This is a genomic window from Pelomonas baiyunensis (assembly GCF_043555935.1).
In the GTDB taxonomy this organism is placed as follows: Bacteria; Pseudomonadota; Gammaproteobacteria; order Burkholderiales; family Burkholderiaceae_C; genus Pelomonas; species Pelomonas baiyunensis.
Genome location: NZ_JBIGIB010000002.1, coordinates 164,163 through 177,464, shown reverse-complemented (window position 1 = coordinate 177,464; position 13,302 = coordinate 164,163). Strand labels below are relative to the sequence as shown.

Genomic DNA, 13,302 nt, shown 5'->3' with positions numbered 1-13,302 from the left:
AAGCCCCCGGGCCTGTCATGCGTCATGGCTTCTCCAGGCGAGCCACGGCCCATGCCCAGGGCACGGGGCTCAGCGCACGGGGCCGTCCGGCGGCTCGCGCGGCGGCCGCGCCTCAGCCCGCTTCGGCGATCCGATAGCCCACGCCCGGCTCGGTGAGCAGCACGCAGGGTTCGGCCGGGTCCACCTCCAGCTTGGCCCGCAGTTGGCCCATGTAGAGCCGCAGGTAGTGGGTTTGTTCGGTGGCGTCCGCCCCCCACACATCGGCCAGCAGGCGCCGGTGCGTGACCACCTGCCCGGCCTGCCGCACCAGGCGGGCCAGCAGCTTGAACTCCGTGGGGGTGAGGTGCACATCGCATCCGTCCCGCTGCACGCGGTGGGCGGTCAGGTCCACCGCCAGCCCGGCGCGGCGGTAGGACGTGACGGCCGGCTGCGCCACCGTGCCCCGGTGCCGCAGCGCCACGCGCAGCCGCGCCAACAACTCGCCGATGCCGAAGGGCTTCACGAGGTAGTCGTCCGCGCCGGCATCCAGCAAGCGGATCTTGTGCCCCTCCACCTGTCGGGCCGAGATGACGATGAGCGGCGTGGACCGCTCGCGCCGCAGCGCCTGCAGCAGGGTTTCGCCGTCGCCGTCGGGCAGGCCCAGGTCCAGCAACACCGCGTCCAGCGCCCCGGCGTGGGCGAGCTGCGCCAACGCGTCGGCCAGGCTCGCGGCCGTCAGCACCTCGTACCCCTCCACGGCCAGCGCCTCGCGCAGCGTGGCGCGCAGCTCGCGGTCGTCTTCCACCAGGAGCAGCTTCATGCGACGGGCTCCGCCAAAGCCGGCAGCGCGGGCATGTCGCGCAGCGGCAAGCGGCACTCGAAGGCACTGCCACCATGGCCGCGCGGCCGCATCGTGAGGCGGCCGGCATGGGCTTCGGCAATGGCGCGGCACACGGCCAGCCCCACGCCGGCCCCGGCTGGCCGCTGCGCCAGGCCCGCCAGGTCGCCCCGTTGAAAAGCGTCGAACACGCGCGCACGCCAGGCCGGCTCGATGCCCGGGCCGCGGTCCCGCACGGCCAGCATCAATTCGGGCCCCACGCGGCGCACGTGCACCTCCACCGGCGCGGCGGCCGGGCTGTACTTCAAGGCGTTGTCGATCAAGTTGTCGAGCAGTTGAGACATCAGGGCCGCATCACACCACAGCAACGGCAGCTCGGGCTCCAGGCGCGCGTGCACGCGGTGACCATCCGGCCGGCGGCGCACGCGGCGCAGCGCCGCACCCACGATCTCCTCGGCTGATTCCCAGTCGCAGCGCAGCGCTGCGCGGGGCGAGTCGAGCCGGGCCAGTTGCAAGGTGTTGTCGGTGAGCCGCACGAGCCGCGCGGTCTCGTCGACGATGCGCGCCGCCAGCTCGTCCCGCTGCACGGCGGTCAATCGCTCGCCCTGCGCCTGCAAGGCCGACGCCGCGCCCATGATGGTGGCCAAGGGGGTGCGGTAGTCGTGCGAGATGGCCGCCAGCAAGGCGTTGCGGGTGGCTTGGGTCTGGGCCTGCTCGCCGGCCAGGCGGGCAGCGTCTTGCACGCAGCGCCGCTGCAAGGCCAGGCCCATTTGGTCGCACAGGGCCTGGGCGTGCGCCAGCAGGTCCGGCGGCAGGGCTTGCGTGCCCAAGCCGCGCAGGGTCACGGCGCCCAGGGCCTCGTCCCGGCCGCGCAGCGGCAGGTAGAGGTCGGGCTCTTCGGCGTGGTGGTCGGTGCCGCGCCCCAGCGCGCGGCCGGAGGTGACGCACAGCTGCAAGCCGGCCAGCGCATTCGCGTCCGGCTCGCCCAGCACGATGTCTTGCGCGTCAGGCGCCGGACGAATGAGCGCAGCCGCCGGGCGCCCGGCCAGCCGCTCCAGCTGCTGCAGCAGGGCATGCGCATGCGCCTCGGGGCGCTCGGCGCCGCGCATCACCTCGCCGAACTCGCGCAAGGTGCGCTCCAGCTGGGCGGCGCGCTGGGCCGCCCGCCAGCCCCGCCAGGCCCGTTGAAGCCGCCACCCCGTCCAGGCGGTGGCCATCAGCGTGGCGATGGCCAACCAGGGCAGGAACGGGGCGATGAGACGAGGAGTCATGGGGCGCACCAGTTTAGGCGGCGACCTCGTCCACGCGCGGCGCGGCAGTGGTCAGGCGGTCCTTCACCAGACCGGCCAGCAACACATCCACCAGCGTGCCGCCCTGCCCGCCGGCAGCGGCGCCCACCAGCACCTCGGGCACCAGCTTCACGCCCGCGCCGGCCAGCGCCTGGGCCACTTGCACGATGGCGTAGTTGCCCGACTCCATCGAGCCGATCTTCTGGCGAATGACCTCAGCCTCGGCCTCGCCGATGGCCAGCGTGCGGCCGGCCTCGGCTTGGCCCGTGACGCGCGTGACTTCGGCGTCGGCCTCGGCCGTGATCTTCTTGGAGCGCGCCGCGCCGTCAGCCGTTTTCACCGCCGCCTGGGCGCTGAACTCGGCAATCGCCACCTTGCGCTCGGCGTCCACCACCTGGGCCTGGGTGCGGGCCAAGGCCGTGGCTTGCTCCAGTTGCTGGCGCACGCCTTGGGCCTCCATCTGGGTCTCGAAGGTGACCTTCTCCTGCTCGGCCAGCTTGCGGTCGGTCAGCGTCTTCATCAGCTCGGCCGGGGGCACGATGTCGCCGATCAGCGTCTCCACCGCCCCCACGTCGTAGGCCTTCAGCGCTGCCGAGATCGCGGCCTTGGCCTCGGCCTGGCGCTCGCTGCGCTTCTTCAGGAAGTCGATGACGTCCGAGTTCTGCGCCGCGTTGCGGAAGTAGTTGCCGATGGTGGGCTCCAGCACCTGGGTGACCAGCGCTTCCATGCTGCCGAAGCGGGCGATGACCTTGGGCGCATCGTTGCGCGGGATGTGGATGATCTGGCTCACATCCAGGTTGAACGTGAAGCCGTCGGCCGAGCGCACGGTGATGGTGGAGAGGTTGGCGTCGAGCTTGTGTGCCTCGGTCTTGCCCGTGGCCCAGTTCAGCACCACGTTGGCCGTGGGCACCACGCGCACCTTGTGGGTGTAGGTGTTGATGGCGTATTTGCCGGGGTCGAGCACATCCACCCACACGCCCTTTTCGCCCTTGCGAACCATGTTGGCGTGGCGGAAGCCCTCGCCCGTCACGTCCACCCCCGCCTTGCCGACGAAGGCCACCACCACGCCCACGGATGCGATCGGCACCTCGGTCATGTCAATGATCTCGACGGTGGCGAACATGGGGTTGATGAAGTAACGGCCGGCCAGCAGTACCTGCTCCTGCAGGCCCTTGGTGCCGCCCGCATTCACGAAAGCCTGCGGGTCCTGGAACAGGTTGTGGCCCGGCACTTCCGGGCCGGCGATTTCGCCCGTGGCCAGGGACGCGCCTTCACGCGTGGTGACGATGCCCACCTTGTTGTCCGGCACGTCGGTCACCGGCACCTGCGTCACGCGGAACAGGCTGGGGTTGATGCGGTACTTGCCCTGCGGAATGACGTTCATCTGCGGGCCACGCTCGCCACCGCTGGCCATGAAGCCGCGTGCGTCCTGGAAGCTGTCGCAGGGCACGGCGCGGCCAATCACGCGGCCGCCATCCAGCGGGCGGCCATCGCGGGCTTCCACGATGCCGATCTTGCCGGGCTCGATCACCGTCATGCGCTCCAGACGCACCGTGAACAGCAGCGTGTTGATGCGCCAGGCGCCCGGGGGCACCACGGTCATCTGCAAGCCGCGTTCGCCCCCGGCGAGGAAGGCGCGGGCGTCCTGGAAGTTGTCGCAGTCCACATGGCGAGCCAGCACGCGGCCGTCAGGCAGGGGCAGGCCATCGCAGGCTTCGACGATGCCGATCGCGTCGTCCGGCACGACCGTGAACTTCACCAACTCCACGTCGTACTGCCAAGGCCACAGGCCCACGTGCAGACCCGGGGCCAGCGTGTCGGCCTGCAAACCGGCTTCACCGAACAGGGCCACGATGCGGCCGGGCGGCAGTTCGCGGTGACGGCCGAAAAGCACGAACTTCTTGGTGACGGTGCCGATGGAATCGTCCGGCACGATGACGAAGCCGAACAGGCGCAACAACGGCTTGTAGAACCCCACGGCCAGCAGCGCGGCCACGAGAACCAGCGTCAGCCACGGATGCGTGGCCGGGAAGAGCAGGATGTCCATACGGATCATGCGAGTTGAAGGAGCCCCCACTCTCGGAGGACTCGCATCAGGGCCGCATAAGGATGGACCGCAAAAAAAGAAACCCCGGCGCGTCACGCGCCAGGGTTCAAACCGCCGCCGCAACCACGGTCGGCGCCTGCTCAGGGAGGGAAAGCAGGAGGCTCAAGGCCCGGGTTCAATGTAGGCAACTCCAGCCAGGGCCGGTGTAGGACGACGGCGCGTCACGGCGCCACGCCGCCCCTCAGCAAGCCGGCCACAAGGGCCGCATCGCCCCGAGCGAAGCTCCGGCATCGGCGTCCCGCGGGGCCTGAAAGGCTTCGGCCAACCGGGCACCGAACTCCGGCCCGGTGCCGAACTGCATCAGCACCCGACCATCGCCGCCGCAGGCGCGAATCTGGCCGGGGAAGGACTCGAACACCCAGTGGGTCACGCCGGCAGGTTCCCCACGGCCTGCCGGGCCCGCAGCACCTGCGCGCAGCCCCTCAGCCATGGCAGCGACGCACATCGATGCACGTCTCCTCCCAGGCATCCGTGTGCGACTCGCCAGCAGCCAGCCCCGCTTGGAACTCGGCTTGCAGGGCGGTTTGCAGCGCTTCGTCAGCCCGCGTGGGCTGAAGCGCCGTGACGCGGCGCAGCGTCTCTCGCATCTGCTGTACAGACGCTTGGGCCAAGGCGGCCAGGGTGTGGGCGGTCATGCGGTACTCCTTGCAACAGACCGCCAGTCTCGTCAGCCCTCGGCGCACGGGCCATCGCCCCGTGGGGGTGCCTGCGGGGGATGGCCCACGCGCCGCCCCTCCCCCTCCCCCGGCGCATCCCTCCAAAGGGGGATGGACGCGTCAGCGCCGCGCCCAAGAAAAAAGCGCCCGGTTTCACTGAAACCTGGGCGCTTTTGCAGGCCTTGGCCTGTCCGGAGGGACTCGAACCCCCGACCTGCTGCTTAGAAGGCAGCTGCTCTATCCAGTTGAGCTACGGACAGCGATTGAGGGCGTGATTAGATCAGCACGTTGAGGATGGCGTTGCCGATGCCCATCAGAGCGGCACCGGAAATGAGGCCTGCGCAGATCGGCTCCATGCCTTCGACCCAAACGCGATGGCCGGGCGTGCCCGCCGTCTTGTGCTTCTTGCCCATGGCGAAAAACACGACCGCGCCGATGAACATGGCCAGCACCGATTCCGGCGGCAGCACCACGCCCAAACCCACCGCAACTGCGGAGATGGGGAAACGGCCCTTGGTCTTGATGCGCGCCAGTTCCAGCGCCACGGCGGCCACCGCAGCCACGGCCATGGAGATCAGCGCCGACGACGGCAGCCCCTTCAGGCCCTTGGCAATGATGTCGGCAACGCCCTTCCACTGAAGCGCGGCGGGCATGGCGAACTGGTCGGACACCAGCGTGGCCACGCTTCGCACGCCGTTCGAGTCAGGCGTCAGGAACAACAGGAAGAACAGCGGCACGCAGAACAACACCCCCGCCAGATTGCCGATGATGTGGCCGATGGCTTGGTGGCGCGGCTTGCCGCCGAGCATGTAGCCCGGCTTGATGTCCGACAGCAGGTTCGCGGCATTGGAGGCGATCTCGCTGGTCATGCCCGCCGGCAGCAGGTTGGAGCCCGGGTTGGTGCGGTCGATCGCGCCCATCGTGAACTGCGTGATCTTGGCCAGCGAGCCAGTCGGCGTCCACGACGTCAGGGCCATGGAGTTGGTGCAGATTACGGTCAACACGAAGATCAGCGGCAGCGACACCAGCGAAAGCCAGAACGGAACGCCGAAGAAGGCGTGCGTCACGTAGCTGCCCAGCAGGCTGAACACCGGAACGCCCACGTAGCTGATCCACAGGGGCACTTCGATGTCACGCAGGAGGTCGCTTTCCGCGCCAGCTGCCTTCGGTGCTTTGCGCTTGAAGGCGCTTTTGAAGATCTCGGGCTTGGCCATCAAGCTGACCAACGCGCCAACGACCATCATGGTCACACCCCACCACAGGGACCACTGGTTCACGATTTCACCGCGGTTCAGCGGGATGGCGACGCCGTTTGCACCCAACCGCGGTGCGATGTCGCCGGCCTGAATCATGATGGGGGCCAGCACCACGAAGTTGACAAAAGCGCCCAGGAAGCAACTCGTGGCCACCGCGATACCCATCAGGCCACCCACGCCCAACATCGCTGCGTCCAACGTGAAACGCAGACCCAGCTGGCGGATGTCCGTGCCCAAGATGGTGGGGATCAGCGACGAATCCTTGCCAGCCCACATGTAGTAGTACTGGTCCAGACGCTCATGCAGATGCCAGGGTTCCTTCAGTCCGGCCCACTTGTCCAGCATCAAGATCTTGAATTGAACCAGCTTCATCCAGCCATCGCTCACCGTGGCTTGGTACAGAGCCGTCAGCCCCCCCACCACGCCGAGCAGCTTGGCCTTGAAAACGCCCTCGTCGCCAGCACCGTGGTACAGCGAATCAAGAACCACGCCACAGGCGCGGCCTTCGGGGAACGGTGCCTGGTCCTCGTTGATGAAGCGGCGCTTCAGCGGGAACGCAAGCAGCACGCCAATCATCGACACCACGAAGATCCAGATCATCAGCTGCCACCAGGAGGGAATCACTCCCGTCACCAGCATGTACGCCGCCAGACTGGAAAACAGCGGCGTGATCACGTAGCCCGCGGCGGTCGCGATCGACTGCGTGCAGTTGTTTTCAAGGATCGTGTAGTCCTGGGCGAATCCACTGGCGTGCAGGGCTCGGAACAACGCGAACGCCAAGATGACCGAAGTCAGGCCCACGCCAATGGCGATACCGGTCTTGGCGCCGATGTACAAGCCGGTGGCCGAGAGAATGCCGCCCAGCAAAAAGCCGGTGAAGCCCGAACGCAGCGTCAACTGCGCCATATCGCCGCGGAACACGTTCTTGAACCACCACTCGTCCTTTTGGGCGCGGGTCCAGGTGGCGATCTGCTCGTCAGTCAGGTGTTGGAGTGCCATGGAATCTCGGGCGGCGCTTGTGGCGCGGCCGGGGTTGAAGCAAAGCGGGGAATTTTCCCGGCCGACCGCTCGGTCGGGCTTCGGGAGATGCCCTCGGGTGGAGCCCCTGGTTGCGGGGCTTCAAAAAAGACAAACCCGCCGGTGGCCTGAGCCAGCGGCGGGTTCGTGAAGAGGTTTGGTCGGGGCGGCGGGATTCGAACTCGCGACCCTCTGCTCCCAAAGCAGATGCGCTACCAGGCTGCGCTACGCCCCGATCAAGCCCGCCATTCTATGCCAGCTTGAACCCACCCCGCGCCAAGCCGCGAGCGATGCGACGGTGACGCCAGGCCTCATGCCACCGCAATGACACGCCCCGTGCCGCTGATGAGCGCGGCCCGCACCCCCTCACCCGGCTGCAGCGCCTGCACGGCGGCCACGTAGCCTCGCAGCTGCTCGTGATAGCCAGGTACCGCCTCGGGCGTGAGGCCCAGCTTGTAGTCCAGCACCCACCAGGTGGCCGGCTCGGTGGCGGTGGCGCGGCGGTGCACCAGGCGGTCGATGCGCCCTTCCCCACCGTCCACCGTGACTGGCACCTCGTTGCCGGCCCAGAGCAGCTGCGCCGGGTCGAAGAAGGGCCTGGCTTCATCGCTGGCCAGGATGGCCTCGACGCTGCGCGCCAGTTGCTCGCGGCCCGCTGCATCCAGGCCGAAGGCCTGCGAACTGCCCGCCAGCAGCACGTCCAGCGGCTGCGTCTGCCCGGGCTGGCTGACCCATTCCAGCACCCGGTGCAGCGCCTCGCCCACTTGCGCGGCGCGGGCGTTGTCAGCCGCGCGCACCGGCAGTGGCTGGCGCTGGCCTTGCCAAGCGGGCAGCGGTCGCCACGCCACCGGCGCGGCTTGCCCGGTGCGCCCCTCCACCAGCGGCAGGGGCCAGGCCTGGCCCAGCGGCGCCAGACGCGACCACCAACTGTCCTGCGGACGCTTGGCCGGCGTGCGGCTCACGATCAAGGTGTGCCGCGCCCGCGTGAGAGCCACGTACAAGGCGTTGAACTCCTCGCGCTGCCGGGCGGCTTGTTCTTCGGCCACCAGCCCGGCCAGCGACGGAGGTGGCTTGGCCTCAGAGCCGAAAAACGCGGCCCGTTGCGGCGCGGGCTGCCCCACGGGCCAGTCCAGCAGCAGGCCATAGGTTTCGGCCTTGGGCGGCGCAACCTCGGCGTCCAACAGCACCACCACATCGGCCTCCAGCCCTTTGGCGCCGTGAATCGTCAGCAGCTGCACGCCGTCTTCGCCGGGCGCCGCGGCCCAGGTGAGCGGACGGCTGCGCAGGGCACGCACGAAACCGTAAAGCTGGGCGTAGCGGCCGCCATCCAGGTCCAGCGCGGCGCGCAACAGCGCCTGCACGCTTTGCACCCGCGCCTGGGCCTCGGTGGGCGGGCTGCTGGCCAGCAGACGCGGCAGCAACTCACCCTCATGCACGATGCGGTCGAGCAGCTCATGCGGGGTGCTGCGCGTGGCCGCGGCCTGCCAGGCGGCCAGCAGGCGCTGTGCGCGAGCCAGCGCCGGGCTGGGTGACGGCAGCGTTTGCACCGCGGCCCACCAGGGCCGGGGCGGCTCGGCAGCGGGCGCGTCCAGGTAGGCCACACGGCCGGCGGCAGCGGCCAGGCGAAGCAATTCGTCGTCACCGATGGCGAACAACGGGCTGGCCAGTGCCTGCGCCAGGGACAGGTCATGCCCCGGCGACGCCAGCACATCCAGCAACGCCAGCAGGTCGCGCACCGCGGGGGCTTCCGCCAGCGGGGTCTCCTCGGGCGCCGCGTGCGCAATGCCCGCCGCCGTGAGGGCCACGCTCAGCTGACGCAGCGGGTCTCGCTTGCGGGCGAGCACGAAGATCTGCCCCGGTCGCAGGCTCGGCCGCGCCGCCAGCAGGCCGGCAATGCAGGCCGCCACACGCTCGGCCTCCGCCGCGCGACGCTCGAACTCGGGCTCATGGCGCGGCTCGGTCAGGCTGGGCCGCCACACGAGCGGGTCCACCTCGCGGTCGGTCTTCTCGCCCGGCGGGCCGTCCAGCAGCCACAGGCCCGCCAGCGCATCGCCGCCCGGGGCGCCCTCGGTGGTGTGGGGCCGAAAGCCGTCCAGCACGCCGTCCAGCGCGCCATTGACCGCCGCCAGCACTTCCGGTGCGTTGCGCCGGGTGTGGTCGCACGCCAGGCTGGCGCCACCCAGCCCGCCGACGACGAACTCGCGCGCGGCCACAAACACGCGCGGCTCGGCCCGCCGAAAGCGGTAGATGCTCTGCTTGGGGTCGCCCACGATGAACACGCTCAAGCCCGTGCCGCCACCAGCGCCGGCGTAGGCCGACAGCCACCCGTGCAGCGCCTGCCATTGCAGCGGGCTGGTGTCCTGGAACTCATCGATGAGCAGATGACGCACCTGGGCGTCCAGCCGCTGCTGCACCCAGCCCGCCAGTTCCGGCTGCGCCAGCAAGGCCAGCGCACCGCGCTCCAGGTCGTTCATGTCGACCAGACCGCGCTGGCGCTTCAGCGCCTCGAACTCGGCCACGAGCCGCTGGCCCAGACGGCACATGGCCGCATGCTGCTCGGCCGCGGCTTGCTGCTCAGCATCGGCCCGCAGCGCTTCCAGGTCGGCCGTGACCGCGCGCCACAGCGGCAGGTCATCGCAGGCCTTGCCCAGCTTGCGCGGCGTGCCGTGGCCCTTTTCGGTGAACAGCGCGGCCAGCACCTCGGCGAGGCTGCCCGCCTGCATCAGCTCGGCCGCGGCGGCTTGGGCTTTGGCACCAGTGATGGCGCCCAAAGCCCGGGCCAGCGCGGCGATGTCCGGTGCCAGGGCCTCGAAGCGCTCGGCCGGGTGATGCACCGGAGGCGGCACGCTGCCGTCCAGCACACCGTGGGCTTGCGCCAGGCCCAACTCCACGCGCTTGGAAAAAGCCGCCAGCAGCCACTCGCGCAGGTTGTGGCGCCCCCGGGCCAACGTCAGTGCCTGGAAGTCCGCCAGCAGCAAGGCGTCGGCCAGCACCGCCCCATGGAAGCGGCGCCACAGCGTGGGCATCAGCTCCGCTTCGTCCTCAATCAGCTGCAGTTCGGGCGAGATCTCCAGCTCGGTCAGCAGCGACAGCGGCGCCGCACGCAGCAGTTGCGAGAACCAGCCGTGGAAGGTGCGCACCTCCACGCCCCGGCCACCCCGCAGCAGCTCCGCCTGCAACTGCGCCAGCCGCGGGCGCAAACGCTCGGCGTCCTCGGGCGTGAGGCCGCGGTCGATGAGGGCCTGGCGCTGGGCCGACTCGCCGGCTTGCGCAAACTCGGCCAGCCACTGCGCCAATCGCTCCCGCATCTCGCCCGCAGCCTTGCGGGTGAAGGTGATGGCCACGATCTGCTGCGGCTCCGCGCCAGCCAGCAGCGCACGCAGGATGCGAGACACCAGCATCCAGGTTTTTCCCGCGCCAGCACAGGCCTCGACGATGCTGCTGCGCGCCGGGTCGCAGGCGATGGCATAAAAACGCTCGCGCGGGATGCGCTGGCCGTCGGCGTAGTAGGCGAACTGGGTGCCGCTCATGTCAGATCATCTTTACGGCACAGGCCGCGGGCTTCGCAGTAGTCACAAACGCGGCCTTCTCCCAGCGCAGGCAAGGCCTGGCCGGCCAGCACGGCCGACAGGTCGGCCTGCAGCCCCTCGCGCAGCACCTGCGCGGTGGCGCTCACCTCCGGGTGGGGAACGGTAGCCAGCGCTTCGGGCTCATCCATCGCCAAGTAGGCCGCCTGCATGGCCGGGTCGACATCCATCAGCAGCGCGTAGACGGCCAGCTGCGTGTCTTCCAGCGGCGTTTTGAGCTTGTCCTTCAGGTCCTTGGCGCGGCCGGTTTTGTAGTCCAGCAGCAGCGGGCCACCCGGGGTGGTGTCGATGCGGTCGATGCGGCCTTGCAGCGCCACGGCCGCCAGCGGCCCGTCGAACGGCTGGCAGCGCAGCTCGACCTCACCGGCCTCGAAGCGCTGGCCTGCCGCTTCGGTCTCGGTCAACCAGCTGACGTAACGCGGCAGCACCCGCTCGAACGCGGCGCGGTAGGGCAGGAAATCGGCAGCATCCAGGCTCTGGGCTTCGGCGTCGGCTGCTGCAAGCAGGTCGGCGAGATCGTTGCCCGTGCGGGCCTCGTGAAAGCGTCGCAGGACGTCATGCAGCCAGGTGCCGTAGTCGCGCTTGTCGAGCTCCACATCCAGCTCGCCCGGCTCGCGCAAGCCCAGCACGCTGCGGCTGAAGAACTGGTAAGGGCAGTTGCGCAGCGCCTCGATGCTGCTGGCGCTAAGTTGAGCCGGCAGTCGATGCGGCACCGCGGCGCGACGGTGCGCCGGCTGGGGCACCAGGGGCTCCACCGCGCGCGCATCCACCCAGGCCGGCAGGTGCGCCGCCCAGGCGGCCTCCAGGCGTTCGATCAGCGGACTGGGCGGCAGTGGCTCGGCCCCGGCATGGCTGCAGCGCAACAGCGTGACGGCCGGCAAACGCAGCAGCTGCGCAAACGCCCAGGCCTGCGCTTCGCGTTGCGCGGCCAGGCACGGCAGGCCCAGCGCCTGGGCGTCAGCGTCAGAGAGCACGCCATTGCGCGGCGCGGCCGGGGCCAGGGTGGCCGCGTCGGCGCCCGGCAGCACGGCGGCACCGAAGGGCCGCAGCAGCGCCCGGGCCAGCGGCGTGACGACGACGGCGGGCTGCGCGTCTTCCGGCGGGCTGAACTGGGCGCCTTCCAGCGTGGCGTCCACCCAGGCCAGGAATTCATCGGGCCGCAGGCGTGTCGCGCCGATGACTTGTTCATGCGCGCTGCCGGCCCAGGGGTTGCGGCTGATCCAGAGCGCGTTTAGCAGCGGCTCGCCGCCCTCCACCTCGGTCAGCGCGCCCAGGCGACGCAGCACGCGCCCCAGGTCGGCCAGCCAACCGCCCAACTTTCGGGGCCCGCCCGCCAGGGGCGCCGCGGCGTCGCGCGCCTCACGCCAAAGCGGCAGGCCCAGCGCGTCCAGCGGCCCGGTCTCCCGCCAGCCCTTGCGGCGGCACAGCGCCTCCAGGTTGCGCAGGGCGTCAGCATCCAAGCCGGCACCCAGCGGCGATTTCATCCACGCCAGCCAATCGTCCACACCACCTTGGGCGAGTTGCGCGCGCAGCAGCGCCATCAGGGCTGCCGCGGCCGGTGTAGTGGCCAGCGTCCAGCCGGTTTCGTCATGGATGGGCACGCCCTGGCGCATCAGCAGCGTGCGCACGCGGCGCACGGCCACCCGGTCTTGCGCCAGCAACGCAACCGGCGCCCGCCCGGCGTTCAGGTGCTGCAGCACGGCGGTGGCGGCCTGCTCGGCCAGGGTCTCGAAATCCGGGCAACGGGCCAACTGCAGGTCGACGCCCGTGGGCTGTGCGGCATCGAGGTCCACATCCGCACGCAAGCACAGCGACGGCACATCACCCGCGATGAGGGCCTGCGCCAGGGCGTCGGGACCGCCCACCTCCAGCACCAGCCAGGCGCTGGGCCGCTGCGTGAACAGCGCATCGGTGGACGGCGCGCGATCGTCCGACTGGGCCCAGGCCAGAGCGACCAAGCCCAGCGCCCGCTCCAGGTCGCCCGGGCCGCCGGCCTGCAGGTCCAGGCGCTCGGCCGCGGCGGCAAAGAAGGCGGCACGGCTCGCGGGTGCCCGCTGGCCTGCAGCTCGCGCCAGCGCATGTGCCGTCTCGACGAGCCGGGCGCGGGCGGCCACGTAGGCTTTTTCGTCCCGCGTGCGCAACGCCTGGGCCCAGGATTGGCCGGCGAGCAGACCGTCGGCCGTGAACGCGTCGATGGCGGCATCGCCGCTGAGCTGCCCCGGCGCGGCCAGCGGGCTGGGCCCCAGCGACGACGCCAGGCTGTGGCTGGTGGTGATCAAGGGTGCCCAGCCGCCCTGGGCCGCGAAGGCGCGACGCGCGGGCGCGATTTGCTGCGCGAAGGGCAGCAGCAGCACCGCATCACGCGCCGCAGCACCGTGGCGAGCCAGCCAGTCGGAGCTCAGAGCGGCCAGGCGGCGCCAGAAGCCGGGGATGTCTTCTCCTGGGGCGAGGCCCAGGCTGAGGGTGTCGTGCACTTGCAAAGGGGGCCTCCCGCCCCGAACTACCGGCTCACTTCGGTCACCCCGGCGACCTTCCGGGCAAAGTGGCTATGTCACAATGATTTTGCCTATACG

The 13,302-nt window shown here is 70.2% G+C and carries 8 protein-coding genes and 2 tRNA genes; all 10 read right to left on the bottom strand.

Annotated features, from left to right (window positions below; all coding sequences use genetic code 11):
- Positions 1-112 precede the first annotated feature (112 nt).
- The 10 genes from ACG01O_RS07185 to ACG01O_RS07140 all read right to left on the bottom strand — a co-directional run bounded on the left by ACG01O_RS07185 (position 113) and on the right by ACG01O_RS07140 (position 13,203).
- Positions 113-799: a response regulator gene (locus ACG01O_RS07185; protein ID WP_394382940.1), complete on the bottom strand. Its 687-nt coding sequence runs from the start codon at positions 797-799 to the stop codon at positions 113-115.
- The gene (locus ACG01O_RS07180) at positions 796-2,088 is read right to left on the bottom strand and encodes a sensor histidine kinase (RefSeq protein WP_394382937.1); all 1,293 of its coding nucleotides are present in this window, start codon (positions 2,086-2,088) and stop codon (positions 796-798) included. Before ACG01O_RS07180 ends, ACG01O_RS07185 begins: the two co-directional genes overlap by 4 nt.
- 13 nt (positions 2,089-2,101) lie before the next feature.
- Positions 2,102-4,153, bottom strand: coding sequence for an SPFH domain-containing protein (locus ACG01O_RS07175; protein ID WP_394382934.1), 2,052 nt, complete (start codon positions 4,151-4,153; stop codon positions 2,102-2,104).
- A 241-nt stretch (positions 4,154-4,394) separates the two neighbouring features.
- Positions 4,395-4,583: a hypothetical protein gene (locus tag ACG01O_RS07170; protein WP_394382931.1), complete on the bottom strand. Its 189-nt coding sequence runs from the start codon at positions 4,581-4,583 to the stop codon at positions 4,395-4,397.
- Between the two features lie 52 nt (positions 4,584-4,635).
- Positions 4,636-4,848 (bottom strand): hypothetical protein, encoded by a 213-nt coding sequence (locus tag ACG01O_RS07165; RefSeq protein ID WP_394382928.1) that lies wholly within the window; start codon positions 4,846-4,848, stop codon positions 4,636-4,638.
- Positions 4,849-5,052: 204 nt separating this feature from the next.
- Positions 5,053-5,129 (bottom strand) — tRNA-Arg (locus ACG01O_RS07160).
- Positions 5,130-5,144: 15 nt separating this feature from the next.
- Entirely contained in the window at positions 5,145-7,124 is a 1,980-nt protein-coding gene (locus ACG01O_RS07155) for an OPT family oligopeptide transporter (protein ID WP_394382926.1), read from the bottom strand.
- Positions 7,125-7,300: 176 nt separating this feature from the next.
- Positions 7,301-7,377, bottom strand: a tRNA-Pro gene (locus tag ACG01O_RS07150).
- A 76-nt stretch (positions 7,378-7,453) separates the two neighbouring features.
- Positions 7,454-10,672 (bottom strand): UvrD-helicase domain-containing protein, encoded by a 3,219-nt coding sequence (locus ACG01O_RS07145; protein ID WP_394382922.1) that lies wholly within the window; start codon positions 10,670-10,672, stop codon positions 7,454-7,456.
- A complete protein-coding gene (locus tag ACG01O_RS07140) occupies positions 10,669-13,203 on the bottom strand; it encodes a PD-(D/E)XK nuclease family protein (RefSeq protein ID WP_394384185.1) in 2,535 nt (844 codons plus the stop codon). Before ACG01O_RS07140 ends, ACG01O_RS07145 begins: the two co-directional genes overlap by 4 nt.
- Positions 13,204-13,302 lie beyond the last annotated feature (99 nt).

Bases quoted from the DNA above. Each gene is read 5' to 3' on its own strand.
- ACG01O_RS07185 (WP_394382940.1), bottom strand. From the start codon at position 799: ATGAAGCTGCTCCTGGTGGAAGACGACCGCGAGCTGCGCGCCACGCTG.
- ACG01O_RS07180 (WP_394382937.1), bottom strand. From the start codon at position 2,088: ATGACTCCTCGTCTCATCGCCCCGTTCCTGCCCTGGTTGGCCATCGCC.
- ACG01O_RS07175 (WP_394382934.1), bottom strand. From the start codon at position 4,153: ATGGACATCCTGCTCTTCCCGGCCACGCATCCGTGGCTGACGCTGGTT.
- ACG01O_RS07165 (WP_394382928.1), bottom strand. From the start codon at position 4,848: ATGACCGCCCACACCCTGGCCGCCTTGGCCCAAGCGTCTGTACAGCAG.
- ACG01O_RS07155 (WP_394382926.1), bottom strand. From the start codon at position 7,124: ATGGCACTCCAACACCTGACTGACGAGCAGATCGCCACCTGGACCCGC.
- ACG01O_RS07145 (WP_394382922.1), bottom strand. From the start codon at position 10,672: ATGAGCGGCACCCAGTTCGCCTACTACGCCGACGGCCAGCGCATCCCG.